General features: G+C 39.4%; 16 protein-coding genes. 1 reads left to right on the forward strand and 15 read right to left on the reverse strand.

Features of this window, described 5'->3' with window-relative positions:
* Nucleotides 1–4: 4 nt before the first annotated feature.
* From MJB10_RS22705 to MJB10_RS22750, 11 genes are all read right to left on the reverse strand, one after another.
* Nucleotides 5–1,174 (reverse strand): methyltransferase domain-containing protein, encoded by a 1,170-nt coding sequence (locus MJB10_RS22705; protein ID WP_314798809.1) that lies wholly within the window; start codon nt 1,172–1,174, stop codon nt 5–7.
* 65 nt (nt 1,175–1,239) lie between these two features.
* The gene (locus MJB10_RS22710; RefSeq protein WP_314798812.1) at nt 1,240–3,486 is read right to left on the reverse strand and encodes a glycosyltransferase; all 2,247 of its coding nucleotides are present in this window, start codon (nt 3,484–3,486) and stop codon (nt 1,240–1,242) included.
* 266 nt (nt 3,487–3,752) lie between these two features.
* Nucleotides 3,753–4,835, reverse strand: coding sequence for a glycosyltransferase (locus MJB10_RS22715; RefSeq protein ID WP_314798815.1), 1,083 nt, complete (start codon nt 4,833–4,835; stop codon nt 3,753–3,755).
* A gap of 15 nt (nt 4,836–4,850) precedes the next feature.
* Nucleotides 4,851–5,588 carry an ABC transporter ATP-binding protein gene (locus MJB10_RS22720; protein WP_314798817.1) on the reverse strand — a complete coding sequence of 246 codons (738 nt, stop codon included), beginning with the start codon at nt 5,586–5,588 and terminating at the stop codon, nt 4,851–4,853.
* A gap of 27 nt (nt 5,589–5,615) precedes the next feature.
* A complete protein-coding gene (locus MJB10_RS26765) occupies nt 5,616–6,401 on the reverse strand; it encodes an ABC transporter permease (RefSeq protein WP_397386555.1) in 786 nt (261 codons plus the stop codon).
* The gene (locus MJB10_RS22725) at nt 6,394–6,738 is read right to left on the reverse strand and encodes a hypothetical protein (protein ID WP_314798819.1); all 345 of its coding nucleotides are present in this window, start codon (nt 6,736–6,738) and stop codon (nt 6,394–6,396) included. Before MJB10_RS22725 ends, MJB10_RS26765 begins: the two co-directional genes overlap by 8 nt.
* Before the next feature lie 26 nt (nt 6,739–6,764).
* Nucleotides 6,765–7,247 (reverse strand): sugar nucleotide-binding protein, encoded by a 483-nt coding sequence (locus MJB10_RS22730; RefSeq protein WP_314798822.1) that lies wholly within the window; start codon nt 7,245–7,247, stop codon nt 6,765–6,767.
* 19 nt (nt 7,248–7,266) lie between these two features.
* Nucleotides 7,267–8,388: a non-hydrolyzing UDP-N-acetylglucosamine 2-epimerase gene (gene wecB, locus MJB10_RS22735; RefSeq protein WP_314798825.1), complete on the reverse strand. Its 1,122-nt coding sequence runs from the start codon at nt 8,386–8,388 to the stop codon at nt 7,267–7,269.
* Nucleotides 8,389–9,420, reverse strand: a complete 1,032-nt coding sequence (locus tag MJB10_RS22740; RefSeq protein WP_314798827.1) for a polysaccharide biosynthesis protein — start codon at nt 9,418–9,420, stop codon at nt 8,389–8,391. It abuts the gene before it with no gap.
* A gap of 100 nt (nt 9,421–9,520) precedes the next feature.
* A complete protein-coding gene (locus MJB10_RS22745) occupies nt 9,521–10,531 on the reverse strand; it encodes a glycosyltransferase (RefSeq protein ID WP_314798830.1) in 1,011 nt (336 codons plus the stop codon).
* On the reverse strand, nt 10,528–11,343 hold the full coding sequence (locus MJB10_RS22750; RefSeq protein ID WP_314798832.1) for a glycosyltransferase family 2 protein: 816 nt from the start codon (nt 11,341–11,343) through the stop codon (nt 10,528–10,530). The genes MJB10_RS22745 and MJB10_RS22750 overlap by 4 nt, the downstream gene beginning before the upstream one ends.
* Before the next feature lie 167 nt (nt 11,344–11,510).
* Here MJB10_RS22750 and MJB10_RS22755 point away from each other — a divergent pair, with 167 nt between their 5' ends.
* Nucleotides 11,511–14,039 carry an O-antigen ligase family protein gene (locus tag MJB10_RS22755; RefSeq protein WP_314798835.1) on the forward strand — a complete coding sequence of 843 codons (2,529 nt, stop codon included), beginning with the start codon at nt 11,511–11,513 and terminating at the stop codon, nt 14,037–14,039.
* A 43-nt stretch (nt 14,040–14,082) separates the two neighbouring features.
* On the opposite strand, the gene MJB10_RS22760 is transcribed toward MJB10_RS22755, so the two are convergent.
* The 4 genes from MJB10_RS22760 to MJB10_RS22775 all read right to left on the reverse strand — a co-directional run bounded on the left by MJB10_RS22760 (nt 14,083) and on the right by MJB10_RS22775 (nt 19,574).
* A complete protein-coding gene (locus MJB10_RS22760; RefSeq protein ID WP_314798838.1) occupies nt 14,083–14,841 on the reverse strand; it encodes a C1 family peptidase in 759 nt (252 codons plus the stop codon).
* 109 nt (nt 14,842–14,950) lie between these two features.
* Complete coding sequence (locus MJB10_RS22765; RefSeq protein WP_314798841.1) at nt 14,951–17,926, reverse strand: DEAD/DEAH box helicase; 2,976 nt, start codon at nt 17,924–17,926, stop codon at nt 14,951–14,953.
* A gap of 1 nt (nt 17,927) precedes the next feature.
* Nucleotides 17,928–19,208 carry a hypothetical protein gene (locus MJB10_RS22770; RefSeq protein WP_314798843.1) on the reverse strand — a complete coding sequence of 427 codons (1,281 nt, stop codon included), beginning with the start codon at nt 19,206–19,208 and terminating at the stop codon, nt 17,928–17,930.
* A 117-nt stretch (nt 19,209–19,325) separates the two neighbouring features.
* Nucleotides 19,326–19,574: a hypothetical protein gene (locus MJB10_RS22775; RefSeq protein WP_314798845.1), complete on the reverse strand. Its 249-nt coding sequence runs from the start codon at nt 19,572–19,574 to the stop codon at nt 19,326–19,328.
* Between the last annotated feature and the right edge of the window lie 138 nt (nt 19,575–19,712).

Here is a 19,712-nt window from a genome sequence, read left to right on the forward strand (position 1 = left end):
GTCTTTATTCTGAATCTTTCCTTAATTTCCGAAAAATAGATTCCAGTCTTCTCAACGGTTTTGTAAATTTCCAAGAAGTTGAGTTTAAGATAACCTGAATTTCTACATCTTTTTGTTCAAATTGTTTCTCCAATTTTTTCATATGTGCTTCAGAATCACTAAGTTGTCGCTCCATTTGGTGTAATTTGCTACTAGTGACACTAAGTTGATAATCTTTTTGTTTGAGTTGATCTTTAATATTTTCAATTAGCTGATCTTTTTGTTCGAGCTGGCTATGTGCCATACTTAATTGTTGTTCTTTTTGAAGCAAATCAAGGTTCGCATCATGAAGTTTTTGATCAGTCTGCATAAATACTTCAAGCGTCGAATTCAATGAGCCTTGTAAATTGGTGTTTGATTTAATCAAACCTGATACATTTTTATTATTATCAAGGTATCTGTGCCTATTATCCAATACTATTGAATTCATACTTGAAACATCAATTTCGTTTTGACTGCAAACTGCTATTATATTCTGAACATCACTATGATCCTTTTCCGCCATTCTTAATATTTTTAAAGAATCCGCGTCAAAATCGTTTAATATTATTGCAATCTCACTTCTTTGATATAGAAATTGTACATTCTCAAAATAGTTTGATAAAAATTCTTTAAATTCATCTAAATAATATTCTTTTAAATGAAATTCATTTGAATAACCCCAAAGATCAAAAGCTAAATCAGATGCTATGGCTTTATTCGGGCATGATACGATAAAGACTCCATCTTGTTTTAAAACTCGTTTTACTTCTGTCAGAAATTTTTCTTGGACATCTTGTCCAACGTGCTCAATTGTTTCAAAACTAACAATTGTATCAAAAAAATCTTTTTCAAATCCAAGCTTGTCAACAGAACCAACTGAAAAACACAAATTCTCTCTATTATATTTCTGTTGGGCATGTTCAATGGCTTCTTCTGAAATATCGACACCAAACACTTTATTTGCAGTTTGTGCTATATAGTTAGAACCGTATCCTTCACCTGAAGCAATATCCAGAACTACCTTATTTTCTACAAAAGCACTTACAGATATATACCTTTGCCAGTGTTCATCAGATGTCAACATATCAAATAAGCCCGGAATAAAACGTTCGCCTGTATTTTCTAAGTTTTTGCTGTTACCATTAGCGCTCATTCATAATACAGTCCTTTTGTTTTTTGGTTAATCAAATCACCACAACTCCGTAAAAGCATCATTTTTTATCCGCGCAACTTATCAATCGTTCCATTTTTATACAATTTCGAATACAAACGTGTTGAAGTGACAACTGATTTTAAATTTAAAATAGTTATAACGTTCCACGCTGCCCGAGCACACACACGTACGCCTTTTTTTAAACGTTCATTCTTTCTAATTATTTCTTGAACTGCCACTACACTTTTATTTCCTGAAACCATGAAATTGTCGTTAGGATATTTTTTTAGTTGCTGTAACAATATTTTTGTATCATCATCATATTTTTTACTTTCAATAACTTCGCTATAAATTTGAATCATTTCATTTACATATTTATCTTTCGAGTAATTCACTCTCGCATAATCTGCACATTTGTTTCCTCGATCAAGCACTTCAAATTTGCTTTCTATTAGTCTAGCCAACTCTTTTGGATAATCTTCCTCTTTTACTGAAACTCCACAGAAAGGAGCATTAATCACTTCGGGCAAAGCAGTTCCTTCACCTTCAATTGTAAGAACCATTTTTCCACAGCTCATAGCTTCGATAGCCATTAAACCGAAACTTTCTTGTCTTGATGGCATAAGGAAAATATCACAAGCTTGGTACAAACTAACCATTGTCTCATCATTATTGATCCAATCATATTCAATAATGTTAAACATATTTGTTAAATCCCTTAATAGTCCTTTTTTCCCAACAGTAATCAAAGTAATATTCTTTTTATTACTTAAACTGGCCAAAGCATTAATAATAATATCTAAACCCTTGAATTCTACTGTGTCACTTCTAAACATAAGGACCGTATCTTCGGTAGGTATTTTTAGCTTGTTTCTTTCTGCAATCTTATCTCCTGGCTTAAACAAACTTTGATCAATACCAAATGGTAAGTAATATACTTTTTTCCCATTCCACACTGGTGACTCTTCTACTTTTCTCAGCATCCACTTTGATGCTACAATTGCAACAATATCAGAGTTCTGAATTGCATCTTTTTTCAATGCAAAATTCAAAGCAGTGATATCATTAAAAAGCTTAAAATCTTTATCAAGGTATGAACAGTCAAAACAATGTGTTTTCCATTTTTTACAATCAAAATGATGCACACAATGACCGCCAAGGAAAAATGGATCATGAAGAGAAAGTATAGTCGGTTTTAGCCTTGAAATTATCGGTAAATAATTAGTGTCAATTATATTATGGATTAAATGCATATGAACAATATCTGCATCAAGAAATATACTTTGTTGTAGCAATTCCTTACTTCCATTTGGAGCGTCAAAATTATATTGGAATGTAGTATCGTCGTCGGAAAGTTTATTTAGTACCAATTGTTTTGCATTAATACCGTTCTCTCGTAAATAATTATGCAAATCATGCCCATTAAATCTACTACCTAATAAGTCATAGGAAGAAATTTGTAAATTCGAAAACATTTTATTTCTAATATATTCTAAGGCAATACTATATTCTGCATCTTTAAAGAAATTGAGCATATCCATATAGAACTCAATGCGACTTGGCGCAAGGGACTTAAGTTCATCATCATTTAAGTTTTCGATAATTTTGATGAAAAGTTTACTGTACTCTTGATCACCACGTGACTTACTTCTTCTACCTTGTCTATTGGATGAATCACGAGCAGTTACTAATACTTTTGAAATCAATTTATGTGGAAATTCTAGAAATGCTCGGTAGAAAAACTCAAAATCTTGAGCTACTAACTCTTTTTCATCAAATAAACCAACAGTATCAAAGCAAACTTTCGGAATTAATAGCGTGCATCCATGTGTTTGATTATAAATAATAGGATGTATCCTTGAATTCTCCCTAGGTGGATATTGTTTTATATGTTCATTGTAGTTTGTTTTATATATTTTTTTATAATTTTCATCTATACCATCTAAGTCAGACATCATAATTGTATTTTTTTCTGACAATTTAGATAGTTCCGTTATTTGCATTTCGATTTTTTCTGGATAATAAGTATCATCGTGACTAAGCCACGAGAAATATTCTCCTTTCATATTTTTAATACCTAAATTCAATGCGGTAGATGTGCCGCCATTTTCTTTTGAAAAATATTTAATTCTATCCCCGTAAGTTAGCGCAATCTCTTCTGTTTTTCCGTCATCATTTGAACCATCATTTACAACAATAATTTCAATATTTTCATATGTTTGTGCCAAAGCACTTTCAATTGCTTCCTTAATATAATTGGAGCCGTTATAAACTGGAATAATAATTGTTACTAGCGGTTTAAAACAATTCATTTAAGTTCCCCTTCTCGTTTGCAATTTTTCACGAAAGATCAATCATTAATTAGAGTTCCTACAAAAGAGAGAGCCAAGGTACAGGATACATCACTTTTGCTATTTGGTAAATGGAATTATATTTATTGCATTCTTATTACTAGATTTTAATTTTACCAATAATTTATAACAATGCTTCGATATTTGATGCCTAATTGATTCTATTAATATTGAAAATAAATAAGGTAAGTTTCATACAACATCCCCTAGAATCATTGTTTTTCTATTTATTTGTTGTTATAAATGTTGTTAATTGTATATGAAAAGTTTGCATAATTTCTTTCTATACTTTTTCTATTTTTTTCAAAAACATCACGACAAAGCTCTCTATTACGCAATAAATTTAATATATTTTCGACAAATTGCTTTTTATTAGCTGAAATAAAACAAATATATCCGCTATCTATTAAGTCTCTGTGGCTTTCAATGTTACTAGCAACCACTGGAAGACCAATAGAAAATGCTTCTAACACTGAATAAGGAAGTCCTTCCCAATTTGATGTTTGAAGAAAAACCATCGAATCTTCAAGAAACTCAATGGTTTTTGCATTTGAAAGCCATCCTGTGAAATTAACCTCAGCATTAAGAGCATAATTTTGTTCCTCACAATCTGACTTTAGTGAACCATCTCCAATCCATATGGCATTTATTGTTGGATCAATTTTTTTGAGTTCAGCAATAATTTCGATAAATAATTTAGGATTTTTTTGATGTTCCAATCGACCAACACCAATGATATTCTTGGAAGTCGCTATTTTTTCTTTACTTATACTAGGACCAGCTTTTATACAATTTTCTAATAAAAAAGGTTTTCGAATCGGACTTAATTTATTTGCATATCTAAATTCACTTTTAGAGCAAGCAATAATTTTTCCATTAATTTGTGATAAGATAAATTCTGCTGTCCAAAATACCGCTCTAATTACTTTCGATTTATTTGTCATTAAAAAACTATACCCGTGAGGTGTGTAGAATACTTTTACCTTTGGGAAACATACTGATACTATTCTACCTAAAAAACCTGCGATAGAAGAATGCAAATGAATAGCATCAGGTTTTATTTTGGATATTTGTGCATGCAATAATTTAATACATTGTATACAAGCGTAGCTAGAATTAAAATTCATATTCATCTCAATCAGTGAAACTGAATCCGGAAAATGCTTGTTTAAATCTATTGGTGTATTTTCTCTCTTTGATGAATAAAGTATTAAATGCTGCGCTCCACTATAGTGATCAGCCTCAATTACTTCCTGTAAGTATTTTAACACACCTGTAGCCATGGTTTCTGTGATATGCAGTATTTTCATATGAACAATATCAACTCATTCCATGCTAGCCATATATTCATTACAAACTAATTCTGCAGAACCCACATTAACTAATTGCCCCTTATTCAGCCATGCAGCTTGAGAACAGATCTTTCTAACACTATCAATTGAATGTGATACAAGAATAACAGTTGCCCCATTATTTATAATCTCTTCCATTCTTCTCTCACACTTCATTTGAAACTTGTGATCCCCTACCCCTAATATTTCGTCTGCAATTAAAACATCTGGTTTGCTTAATGTCGCAATTGAAAAACCCAGCCTAGCAACCATACCAGAAGAAAAATTTTTTATCGGAACATCAACAAAATCCCACAATTCAGCAAAATCAATGATTTCTTCAAATTGTTCCTTCATTTGAGATCTGCTGTAACCAAAAATTGCTCCGTTCAAAAAAATATTCTCTTTGGCAGTTAATTCGAAATCGAAACCAGCACCAAGTTCTATCAGGGGAGCGACGGTACCATAGACCGATATTTTTCCAGTTGTTGGTTTAAGTATACCAGCAATTATTTTGAGAAGAGTACTTTTACCACTACCATTCAAACCTAGAATGCCCATAGACTCGCCTTTTTTAATATTGAAGGAAACGTTTCTCAATGCCCAAAATTCCTCAAATGTTAATTTCCCTTGTATCAGCCGGACGAAATACTCCTTAATGTTATCGACTTTCTCACGACTAAGATTAAACAACATGGAAACATCATTAATTTCGACTATATTCTCTGACAAAATGATTCCTCCAAATTGCTACATTTGTTATACGTGTAGAATAAATTTATTCTGACACTTGTAGAAAGTAAATAACCCCATCGTTAATGATATTATTCCTATTGTGAAGCACAAAATATTATCACTGATCCCAGGAAAACTTCCATTTATAATGATCTCACGAAAAAAACTAATATAATAGTACATTGGATTGTATTCATATATCCATCTATATTGATCTGAAATTATTGATACTGGATAGAAAATAGGTGTCATGTACGTCCAAAGTAAGGTAAATACTCCATATAGATGGTTTATGTCTCGAAAAAATACTGTTATCGCGGACAAAATTAAACTTAAACCCGTGGTAAAAAGCGTCAGATAAAAAATTGGTAAAAGAAACAGAAATATTGTGCCTTTAAATGGTGCTCCATCAATAATCATTACTAATAATAATGCAATAAACGCGAATCCTAAATTCACCATGCTTGACAACACTCTAGACAATGGAAATAAATACTTGGGAATATATACTTTTTTTATCAAGCTTGCATTTGTTATGATTGAAGTTAGCGCTTGTGAAGTCGCTTCAGAATGAAAACTAAATAAGATGCTTCCTGTTAGATAATAAACTGGAAAATGAGGAATATTTGATTTAAATAGTGATGAAAATACAATTGTCATTACTAACATTGTCATCAATGGGTTTAACAATGTCCAAAATAGTCCTAGTATTGATTTTCTATAGCGGACCTTTATATCTCTAACTACTAACTCAAATAGTAAATTATTATACTTAAAAAAACCGGTTAACATGACGAATAATTTATTCATAGTAATATAACCATTTATATTTATTTACCCATGAAGCCATTTCTTTAATCATTTCTGGGTATGTTGGGATTACGTAATTAAAATCCGTACGTGTATTAATTAAAGTTTTATCAACTCCAAAGTTCTCATAGAGCACAATTTCTAAATCTTTCTTTTTAAACTCCTTTTGAAATAAGCACAGTAAATCAAATTTATTTATTTTACCTTTTGGTGTTAAATGATAAAGTCCTGATAACTCTTGCCTGATAGCAGCGTCAATTGCCTTAGAAAGTTCAATAGTAGTTACTCCATTCCAAATGGCTTTAGAGTACCCATTCGTTACGCCATGCTGCTTCATGAACCAGTTAAATAAACCCGTACCATTCACATCTGTGTCGGGGCCAATAATGGACATGCGGAAAGTAAGATCTTTCCCATTGACAACTCTTCACCTAATGCTTTAGAACGGTCATACATCGTCATCCCATCAGGAAATGAATCCTCCGTATAACCTCCAGTTTCTCCTGAGAACACACAATCTGTACTCAAATGAATAAATTTAGTCGTGCTCCCTTTGAACTGTTGTTCTAATTTGCGTGGAAGATATGCATTAAGTTGAATCGCTAAATCTGGACGAGCATCTGCTTCCTTCTGCAGAATACCGATGGAATTTACAACCACATCTGGTTTTATCTCATCGAGCCAACTGATTAATCTCGTGAAATCACTAGCATCAATTTGAGCATTTTTATCTGAATTTGCAATGCTTCTAGACATGCGATAAACATCATATCCCTTTTCTTCAAGAAATAAAGCAATAACATGCCCGGCCATGCCTGTAGCACCTAGTACAGCAACCTTTTTCATTGTAATCTTCCTTTTTTTGCTATTCTTTTTTCCAGACTGTACGATTAACATAATCCGTATAGCTAAGGATAATTCTTACAACTTTTATAGAAACATTATCTGTGTCATAATCTTGGACAGTTCTCAGCGGTTGCTTCTTCTCAGAATATTGAGAAACCACAAGGTTAATAGCATCAAGAACATTACTTTTCTTTAACCCCGACATTATCAGTGTACCTTCGTCCATTCCCTCTGGGCGTTCGTGAGCCTGTCTGATTGTAATCGCTGGGAAATGTAAAAGTGAAGATTCCTCTGTAATTGTTCCGCTATCCGAAATTACACAATAAGCATTTTGCTGAAGCTTAATATAATCAGCAAAGCCTAATGGTTTCATTAATTCAATTAAGTTATTAAAAATAAAATTCCCTTTTTCAATCAATTTTTGCGTTCTAGGATGTGTGGAAACAATGATTCTTTTTGAATAGGTTTCAGCAATGGCATTTAAAGATTCAACTAAATCGCTAACATTCGCTGGGGAATCAATATTTTCTTCACGATGAGTGCTAACGACAAAATATCCACTTTTATCGAGCTTCAATCTTGTCAATACATCACTAGCATTGATCTTCTCCGCTTGCCGCTCCAACACTTCTTTCATGCTTGATCCTGTTTTAATGATAGTTTCTGGTCGGATCCCTTCATCAAGTAAATATCGGCGGGCATGCTCTGTTAAAGTCATATTTATGTCGCTTAATTGATCAACAATTTTACGGTTAATTTCCTCTGGTACCCTTTGATCAAAGCAGCGATTACCAGCTTCCATATGAAAGATAGGTATTTTGTTTCTTTTAGCAGAAATTACGGATAAACAGGAGTTCGTATCTCCGTAAAGTAGAACAGCATCTGGTTTTAAATCCTTAAATAATTCGTCGGTTTTAATGATTACATTACCGATCGTCTCAGCTGCTGTACTCCCGACTGCTTCGAGAAAAATATCTGGTTTACGAATTCCCATACCTGTAAAAAATATCTCATTAAGTTCATAATCATAATTTTGCCCAGTGTGAACCAATGTGTGTTCAGTATATTTATCTAACTCTTCAATAACACAACTTAATTTAATAATTTCCGGACGAGTTCCGACAATAGTCATAACTTTCATTTAATAGCCCTCACCATATGCATTATTTTTCAGCTCACTCTGTATATAATCAAGTTTTTTTAACATTTCGACCATTTGGTCTCTATCAAGCATTTCAGTATTGTGAGAATTGTAGTCTTCCCCCTCTGTAATTATTTTTTCTCCATCCACAAAAAATTTACCGTAGTTCAGGTCACGATCATCCATAGAAACCATGAAGTATCTACCTAAATCATATGATTTTACTTTTTCTTCACGAGTTAACAAAGTCTCATATAACTTCTCACCATGACGAGTTCCAATACAAGTAATGTCAGCATTGATATCAAATACTTCACGCATAGCTTCAGCCAATACCTCAATCGTTGCAGCTGGAGCTTTTTGAATAAATAGCTCCCCACCCTTCGCATTTTCAAATGCGAATAAAACTAGATCAATAGCATCATCTAAAGACATCATAAATCTTGTCATGTTAGGGTCCGTTATCGTCAAAGATTGGCCCGTCTTAAGTTGTTTTATAAACAATGGAATAACGGAGCCACGAGAAGCCATTACATTACCATAACGCGTAACAGAAATAATCGTATCATGATTTGCTCCCATTCTTGCCTTAGAAACGGCAAGCTTTTCCATCATAGCTTTAGACATTCCCATAGCGTTAATTGGATATACCGCTTTGTCGGTGGATAAGCAAATTACTTTTTTTACTTGGTTGGCTATTGCAGCATTTAAAACATTTTCAGTCCCCAACACGTTAGTACGGACCGCCTCTAACGGAAAAAACTCGCAGGAAGGAACTTGCTTTAAGGCAGCAGCATGAAACACGTAGTCAACGCCTCCCATAGCTGCTGCAATACTTGAATATTCACGAACATCACCAACATAAAATTTTATCTTTGGATTTTTGTATTCATTTCGAAGATCATCCTGTTTCTTCTCATCACGAGAAAATATACGAATTTCCTTAATCTCACTGTTTAAAAACCGTCGAAGGACCGCATTGCCAAAAGAGCCTGTACCACCAGTAATAAGTAATGTTTTATCTTTGAACATTTTCTCACTCCTAAATTCTAAGATCATTTCCAACTATCTTCACCTTAAATCTATTACTCACATTATGTCCAACTTTTTTAGTGTTGGAATTGACTTAAGTTCAGTTAAATTTCTTTAATATTTTTTTGGTAGTCTTTGAAAATCCATTGTTTCTTACGTAATGTGTAATTCTTAAAACTTTATATACTATTCCACCAGTTGACATTGAAATTGGAACTTTGGATCGAATTATTTCTTCTGGTATTGAACCGTTATTTCTATTCATTTCTCTTTCTGCAAGATTTCTTGAATGTTCTTCGGCTTCCCAATAAGAAGAATGTCTTTTAAGAAATTCTGCTGTTCTTATATAAAAATGATATGGTGTGCCATCTATCTCACACATTTCTTCATAGCTTACTGAATCTAACATAGAAATCCATAGTTTCTCGCATTCATTTGTATGTTCCCTATTAGTTCTACCAGTTTGATTCGAATGAATACGTGATTTAAGATAAATACCAGGACAAAACTTAACTATGGCCCCTCGAAACAGTCTAAACCATAATTCATAATCTTGAGTCGTCCTTAAACCTACATCAAACAAACCAACACGATCAAACTGGCTCTTAGGAATGAGCATGGTACATCCATTGGCAAGACCTCTAAATACGGGGAAAAGTGAGACCGATAGCTGAGAGTTTTCATAAAGTTTAGAGTAATCTATAACATCAATTGTTTTGGATTTATCGTTAATTAATTCATATCCACCATAAACTATGGTGTTCATATTCTCGTTACCTTCGAGGCCTTGTAAAAATTCCATTTGCTTTGCCACCTTTTCAGGCTTGTAAACGTCGTCATGACTTAGCCAAGAGAAGTAATCGCCAGTCATTTCAGTTATACCAAGATTTAAAGCTGTTGACACTCCACCATTAGGCTTTGAGAAATAACGAATCTTGTCTCCATAAGAACTTGCAATTGAATCGGTTGCACCATTATCGTTAGAGCCATCGTTTACAACAATGACCTCAATGTTTGAATATGTTTGTGTCAACGCGCTATCAATAGCCTCTTTCATAAAATTTGAACCATTGTAAACGGGAATAACGATCGATACTTTTGGGAAAATCATTTATCCACCATCTTCTTATGCTTATAGAATATTTCTTTCAGCAGATTAAGTAACGAATTCGGGATCACCCCGACAATAAGCGGCTTAATGACATAAAAAAAACCTCCTGGTAATAAGCCCAGCGCTCTAAATCCCTTACATCTCACTATAGCTTCATTAAATTTATGATAATATTTCCTTCGTTTGTATAAAGACTGATCCTCTTGGATATAGTACAAGCTTTCTTCAATGTTCGCTCCCTTACAACCACTAGCATATAGACGCATGAATAAATCGTAATCTTCAGTTCGAATTGTTTCCTTTGCTATTCGATATCCACCAACTTCCATTAGTGCTTTCTTACGAAACATGACTGAAGCATGAATAAATGGTAAAACAAATAGAAAATCTTTATTTGTAGGGAATTTAGCATACTTTCGACGGCCCCATATACCTTTTTCATTATATAAATAAGCACTACTTCCAACAAAATCAAATTTATTATTACTCTCCAAAAAATTCGTTTGGATCTTAAGTCTGTTTAAATCAGAAAAATCGTCTGCGTCCATAACCGCGATATACTTTCCTTGGCATAGTGAAATACATCGGTTTCGAGCAGCAGCTGCCTTCATGTTTATATCATTCTTAATAAGCTTAATCCTAGTGTCACTATTGCTAATATTTAATAGAATTTCGTAAGTATTATCAGTAGAACCATCATCACAAATAATCAATTCAAAATCAGAAAATGTTTGTAATAAAATAGACTGAATAGAACGTTTAAGCACGCTTTCATTCGTATTAAACACGCACATAATTACAGAAACCATCATCTGTCTACAATCCCCTATACCAGTAAATACAACCTGGTAGTTCCATTTATTCGATTATAGCAAAAATATAAACATTAATACTACTTAGTTCGATTATTTATTGGGAAACTTTCTTCCAATTATGCTAAAATAAAGTCGAACTTTAGCGAAAAAGGAGACTAATTGGAATGAATGCAAGCAAAAATGCCTATGCGGCGGCGCGTGCAAAATCGAATGGATCAATAACATCAGAGGAAAAATCTGTAATTTTTTGGATATTGACGGTATTTACAGGCTTGTTTATGTTTTGGGCACCGTTTCAGCGCGGTTTATTTAATGGAGGTACGTATGATTTTGAGAGAAGCATTTACTCTGCAATGGTATGGACTTCTATCATCCTTTTATTTGTTGCCATCCTAGCATTTTTAGTGTTTAAGCTACAAGAAACGAAAGATCTGCTTACAATTTGTGTCTTTATTATGCCAATTACTTATGTCATTTCTTTATCAAACTCAGCTTCTAATTATTTGGCAACGAATATGATATACATCCAGATGCTTTATGCAACTTTTTTCATATTAGGTGTAATTCTGATGAAAAATAAAACAGGTGCAGTGATTATTACTCGATTATTCATGACCTCAGGTTATTTCATCGTCATATTTGGCCTATTATATTGGTTAGGTAATGGATCCTTCGCTGGTAAGCTTGTCAAATGGTTCGCTCTAATGGATGGAACCAATTCAAATCTATATCGTGATGCCGTATTGACCGATTCAAATGGTTCTCGTTTGACTTCTGTATTTCAATACGCGAATTCATATGCAGCATTTTTAATTGCACTACTCTTAAGCTCTCTGTTTTTCATCATCAAATCACGTAAATGGTATATCATTCTACCAAATGCATTTTTGCTCATTCCAACAATTGTTTCCTTTTGGTTGACATTATCCCGCGGTGCGATCGTAGTCATCCCAGTCGTTTTCCTTATTATTCTATTCTTCTTCAAAATGAGTCGTCAAATTTTAGCGCTCATTCAACTAGGACTGGCATTCGGCTTTTCCCTTATTATTTTGCAAAAAGTTACGGATATTGGGCTCGGCTTACAGAAACAACCAAACGCAGCTGAATCTTGGCATGGTTGGTGGATCTTGCTATTGGCATCTGTAGTTTTTGCTGGACTATCCTTAGCTATTCAACGCTACGCTGCACCTTGGTTAGAACGTTTAACAACACGATTCGACTCCAAAAAATATGCCACTTTCATTCTGCCGATTGCTGCAATTGTCATTGGTGTTGTTGGTGCCATCTTAATCTTCAGCGACACTGGCTTGAAAAACATTCTTCCCGACAACGTTAAAACACGTATTGAGAATATCAACTTCCAACAACACAGCGTTTTGGAGCGTGGAACGTTTTATAAAGATGCTGTGAAGCTTTGGAAAGACTATCCGATCATCGGCGCTGGTGGTGGCGCATGGGCTTCCCTTTATGAGAAGTATCAAAATAACCCATATACGAGCCGTCAGGCTCATAACTTCGCTCTTCAATATCTGGTTGAAGCTGGCGCGCTTGGATTCATTGCATTTATCGGTTTCGTCATTGCGGTAACGATATTTTACATTAGAAGCTACATCAAGAGTTCTCAAGAAAAGCGCGATCTGCACTTCTTATTTTTCATTATCATGATTTCACTCTTGGTTCACAGTATGATTGACTTTGATTTAAGTTATGTTTACTTGGGAGCCATTCTGTTCCTATCCTTAGGTGGCATGTTAAGCAACAGCGCTTCAAGCGAACTCCGATTGAAACCAAAATCTGCTGTGATCCACAAGCTTTTCCCAGCAGCGATTGGCCTAATTTCACTTGTCATGTTTTTCATTTCAGCGCAGTTACTCTCAGCAAACAGCTCTTATAAACAGTCGCTTGAAGTGATTAAAACAAGCAAAGATTATAATCAAATCGTAACACCTTTAGATAAAGCGATTTCTCTGCATCCTGCTCATCCCGATTATTTGTTAACGGGTCAGGTTAGCCGAATTGGCCTGCTGCTTCAGGTTTACAATCAGATGCAGAAAGAAAATCCGAATGACACAAAGAAAAGTGAGCCGTTCTTCACACAAGCGCAAGATCTTATGAATCAGTTATTGAAAAAAGAACCGCATAATCGCATCGTGGCGATGCAGCAGTTGAACATGTACCTTTTAAAAGGACAACATCAACAAGCGCTAGACTGGGCTAACGCTCAGATTCCGAACTACCCTTGGTACACGGATATGTATGAGAAGAGCATTTCGCTCAGTGTTGATCTGGCGAATCAAGCTCTGTCCAAAAACGATTCAGCTACTTTCAACACACTGCTCGACAAGGCTCTCGCAACGTATAATACAGTGCTTTCGCGTATTGATTCTCTGAAAAGTCTACCCAAAGAACAGGCACAAGGTCGTGAATTTGCCGTATCTCCAACCATGGCATTGAATGTGGGCCAAATCAATTACATGCGCGGCAACTTTGCAGCTGCCTCCGCACTAATTCAACCTCAGATTACGGATAAGTTGGATGATCAAACGAATCGTGTGTTGATCCGGTGGTACTTGGCCAGCTTGCAGAAGCAAGGCTCCAAGGATCAGGCACTCCTGGATAAATTGATTGCTAAAGATCCAGCGGAAAAACAAAATCTAGACACGTTGCTCGCTGCGACGTTCCCAACGAAATAAGCAAAAAAGGTGCCACCGCCGAACAGCGATGTGGCACCTTTTGTTATTTACCCGTCCACATATCCATTAAACAGTCGGGATCCTGGAACATTTTATAAGGCATATAGCAGTAACCATGATCTCCCCAAGCTGCCCCCCAACTGTTGCGAACAATCACATGACCCGACGTGCCTCGATCCACATACCCCACAGCCAACATAGCATGACCGCCAAGCACTCGTTCTTTGGATTTCTTAGGCGCAGGGATTTTACCAGTGTCTGCTGCATCAGCAGATTGAAAGCTTTCATAAAGCTGCATCCCAATGACGACAGGTAAACCCTCAGCGAGTGCTGCCTTAAGAGCATGCAAGTCGGAGATACGATGGTAGTCATTAATTCGGTAGTTGGCCGCGTGCAGCTCAGCTTCCCGAACAGGCCTGTCTCGAAATTCGGATAGGATATATGGATAATCCTCTTCGGGGCAGACACCAATCTTCTGCAGTACTTTCATGCCATCTCGGATATAGGCACCGGAGTCCTCATTGATATGTCCTTCCAATTGACGTTCATGCCAATACAAGAATAATCGCGAGAGCTCTGTCCAGTTCTCCTGACTGCTCAGGAGCAAATACTCTCTCAGTCCACTTGCTATCGCGTTTGCTGTACAGCTCCCCAGAGAACCTTGATCCACTACGGGAGACATCTCTGATCGCAAATCAACTTTCTTCGGTAATTCCTCTGGTGAATTAAAAGCCGTACTCATGAAATGATAATCGCGGAGATCACGCTTTTCTTTTTTTAACGGAAAGCATCGATTCGACATTCAACCGCCTCTTTCTACTTATTTATACATAATTATACATTTTTCCATAAATTACGTATATAGTGAAATTTCTTGAGATGGCTGTCATTTTCATGGTTCTTACATCAGCTTATTCCTCCACCCACTCCCGCCGCAGCGCAAAAAGCTCGCGCAGCTCGCCCGTGGACAGCTCGGTGATCCAGCTCTCGCCGGAGCCGACGATCAACTCGCTCAGTCCCTGCTTGCGAGCGATCATCGCGTCGATCCGCTCCTCGAGCGTGCCGAGCGTAACAAACTTGTGCACCTGCACATCGCGCGTCTGCCCGATGCGAAAAGCCCGGTCCGTGGCCTGATTCTCCACGGCCGGATTCCACCAGCGGTCGAAGTGGAACACGTGATTCGCCGCTGTTAGGTTTAACCCCGTCCCTCCCGCTTTCAGCGAGAGGACGAAGATCCGGCTGCGCTCCCCCGCAGGGAGCGCCTCGTCCTGGAAGCGCGCAACCATTGCGTCGCGCTCCGCCTTACCCAGGCCCCCGTGCAGGAACTGCACGGGCTCGCCAAGCTCCTGCTGCAGCACCGCCTGCAGCAGTGCGCCCATGCGGACGAACTGCGTGAAGATGAGGCATCCGCCTCCATCTTCACGCCTGAGTTCGTCCAACATCTCGAGCAGCCGCGCCAGCTTCGCAGAGCGCGCGGCTGCTCGCCTGTGCACCACCTCCGCTTCCTTCAGGAAGAGCGCGGGGTGGTCGCAGATCATCTTCAGCTTCGTCAGCGCTGAAAGGATCAGCCCTTTCTTCTCGATGCCCGTGGCATCATCGAGCTTCTCCATCAAGCGCTGCACGACCGTCTCGTAAAGCGCGCCCTGCTCCGGCGTCAAGGCCACATAGGCCTTGACCTCAGACTTCTCCGGCAAGCTCAGCCGGATGGCTGGGTCCTTCTTAACCCTTCTCAGCACGAAGGGTCTCACCAACCGCTGCACGCGCAGCGCAAGCTCTGCGGCGCCATCGCCGCCTTTTTCAATCGGACCAACGTAGAGCTGCTGGAAATGGCTCCGTGAACCCAAATAGCCAGGATTCAACCAATCCATGATCGACCATAGCTCAGTCAAACGGTTTTCCATAGGTGTCCCCGTCAATGCAATACGATGCTGTGCAGTAAAAGTTCGAATCGCAACAGCCTGCTTGGTATAAGCGTTCTTGATATTTTGCGCTTCGTCGAGGCAGAGGGACCGCCACTCCATTTGAGCAAGCTCATCTACATCGGATAATGCCAAAGGGTACGACGTAATCACGAGATCAGCCCTTCGTACCGCTTCGGTCAAGAACTCCCCACGAAGCCGTTGCGGCCCGTAATGCAGGTGCACCTGTAGCGACGGAGCGAAGCGTTCGAGCTCTTTTTGCCAATTACCCAGTACAGAAGTGGGACATATCAGCAGCGAAGGCGCCCGTCCCTCTTCTGCCTTAGTCTGCAGCAAGTAGGCGATGTACTGTATCGTTTTCCCCAGTCCCATATCATCCGCCAAGCAGCCGCCTAGGCCCATTCGCCGCAAAAAAAGCAGCCACGACACGCCTTCTCGTTGATAAGGACGCAATTCTGCCTGCAAGCCCTCGACTGTTCCGATTTGCGGAATCGACTGGGTCTTCTGCAATCCTTTCACCAATGCCTGCATGTGCCTATTTAATTCTACACGCACTTGGAATGGTACTGCCTTTTCTCTAGGTGCAGGCAGCTCTTCAATGACTTCCCCGCCTTCTGGCAAATACATACCCAACACTTCTTGTATCGACAGCGTCTTTTTCTTGCCCATCTGCCGCATGGCAGCCTTGATTTGATCGACAAGCGCAGGGTCCAGCTGTACCCATTTGCCCCGAAGATAGATGAGCCGCTTCTTCTGCTCCGCAAGCTCACGAAACTCGTGCTCAGCAAGGACGACTCGCCCTAATGCAATTCGCCAATCATAGGCAAGCAAGTGATCCATCCCGAGCACCGGTTTTCCAGAACGGGAATGGGAAGTGCTTTTCAGTTTCGCCCGTAACTGCGGCTTCTGACGCTGTACGTCATCCCACCACGAAGGCAGAAATAACGAGATCCCCGCACCAACCAGTTGGAAGCTTAATGTCGTCAAAAACGTCCATGCCTCATCATCCGACAGCCCCTCACTCAATTTACCAGGCTGATAATCACTTTCTAGTCTTGGACATACTCGTATGATTTTCGCAATTTGCTCGCTAACCTTATCATTCAACATCGGCAGCCACGCTGTCGGTATCAATTGCTGTGCATGCAGTCGGGTTCCATTAGCATTCATTTCTACGAACCGATTCGAATCCAGCCGATCCTGCACAACAAAACGAAGCCGCCATTCCGCCGCATCATCTTTTGCCGAAGTGGATCCATCAACATACGTCTCGGCGTAAGGCTCCACGAGCTGAAGGCACACGCGAAAGGGAGTCGTATCCTCGCGCCAGCCAATCGCCGTCAGCCAATCTTCCTCCAACATCCACTCGTTGGCCGTCACCGCCCCACTATCTTTCAACCCTTTCAGCAAGTCGGCATGCGCTTCCGCCCGTCCCTCCCACCCCCTGCTAACTTCAGCGCCTTCAGGTCTAGCCAGATACTCATGCATTGCAAGATTTAACCACGTTTCGGCAAAATCATAAGCTTCCGCTTCCCGCATATCCCCCGCCTCGAGCACCTCTAGCAACTGCCGCCAATTCTCTGGTACATCGAGCTTCCAACCTGATTTCCCTTCGCGCCAACAGGTATACGACGGCTTATACCAGCGCTTCGCCATAACCTCGCGTAACAGCTTCGCCAGCTGCTGCAACCATAACGCCTCATTCGTCCAGACCAGTCGGCCATGCAACAAGGGACGAGGTTCCGCCAAATAATCAACGGCCAAATACGGGCTAAGCAGCAGTCCTTGCTTCTGAGATGTTGCCTTCAACTGTAAGCCATATCCCGATCCCTCATGCCAAGCGAATAAAAGCTTTCGCAGCTCGGCTTCTTCAACCAAGTTAGCCTCTTCCGTTTCACCGCTGCATACGAACTGTCCTGAGCTTGGCGACCACTCGACTCGTATATAAATCATTTCTACATAGATCATATTAGATTAAAAGCTTTCCCTTCTTCAGTTCCTCTTGCAAAGCGCAATGACGCGCATATTGCTCGGTTAGCTGCTTAACGTAAGCCTCAAAGCGGGACGTTTCCTTTAGCTTTTTATAGAGACTACCCAGCTTCTTTAACAGCTTTACCACGGATTTATATGCTTCACGATTTCCAGCCTTGATGTTTTTCTCGATTGCATGATGGTAGACAGGGAGCAGCAGTTTGGCATCGGCTTTTTCCGCTCTTTTGAGCACCTCAACCCCCAGATGCAGCGGCGAAAGACCGAGCATGACACAGGCATCGGACCAAGTTCGATAATCCTCTTTTTCCATCAAAAATGATTCATACTCCCAAAAACTCGAAGGAAGCAACCTCACCATGGTCTCCCGATATGCTGACTCCACGTCTGCATGCCCCTGCAATTCCTTCCACAATGCCAAATAAATCTCCATTTCACGCGACAGGTACGCTGAGTCCATATACGGACGGAGCCATAGCAGCCAACGTTGCAGCCTGTCCCATTCCTGAGCGGAAGCCATATCCGCCAAATAAGGAAACCACGCTTCTACCTCTACATGCGCCTGGCTAGTCGTGATCCTCTCCCAAGCATTTTCGTCATCACCTGCGATAAAATCCAAACACGCCAGTAACATGGCTGCCATTTTACATTGCTCAGTACCCAGCCTTTCGTTCTGCGCCAGCTGCCTTAACCTCACACGCTCGCGTTTCTGCAGTTCCTGATCGTTCAAAACCGTCGTCCACAGCAGCTTATACACCTCGAACCATGGCATCGCCGAATCCCTAGGCCGTTCCAGCAAGCTATCCGCCATATAACTAGCAATTCCGTCCAAATACGTGCCATACTTCATTGACGCCAAGTCACCATGTAAGGATTGCACCACAGTCGTTAACCGCTCAAGGCACCCCGTTTCGATCCGCGAGAAATAATAAGCCGCCATCTGCGTATAATCATCGATGTCCCCTCGATTTATCATCCAGCGATCCGCCAGCCTCATGACAAAAAGCACGACAAACACATCATATAGCCCCTGCTTGTCACGCTCCCATGTGTCCGCCATCTTGTTCAACTCGCTCCAAATACGAACATAGCTTGTCTCCATCGCTTGTGCATAAGTCACCTGCGTTCTACCATATTTCCGCTCAAAATAGCTCCACCACGTCTCATGATCATCTGACGATAACAACAACGGCATCGACTGAACGAGTGTCAAGTGCGCTCTGCTTCTCGCTGACTTATTGCCAAACTCATTTCTGCTCATATGTATCCCCCCTCCGTTCGAATCCATCATCCTTTCCTTATTATACAAAATTTTGGCTGAATGGGTTAAAATAGCACGACCCCATGAGAACCATCTCATGGGGAAGTCGTTTGCTGCTTATTTCCGCAGCATCCCTTGATGCGGGTGTGGATGAGTTCCACAGTACTCATCTGTCTCTGTACATGTGTATACATGCTCATACACAGGTACACAATGGTGACGATTCACGATTTGAATCGGATGAATCACTTGCACCTTTTGCGGATGATAAAAATCTCTAACCACTCTTTCCGGATCTGTCATTATCGGGTCAGCAGGCGGACACTGAAATTGTTTTCCTTGAACTGGTTGTTGTTGGTAAGCCATTTGGCGGGGTCAACTCCTCTTTAGGTTTGAGATAGTATACGTTTATCCCGAGTCTTAAGAGTGTACCAATGCCCATCTTTCCCATAAATAGGCTGACGCGCATGGGCCAAGCAGGTAGATGTCCAAGCAAGTTCGAAT

This window comes from Paenibacillus sp. MBLB1832, assembly GCF_032271945.1.
Lineage (GTDB): Bacteria > Bacillota > Bacilli > Paenibacillales > NBRC-103111 > Paenibacillus_E > Paenibacillus_E roseopurpureus.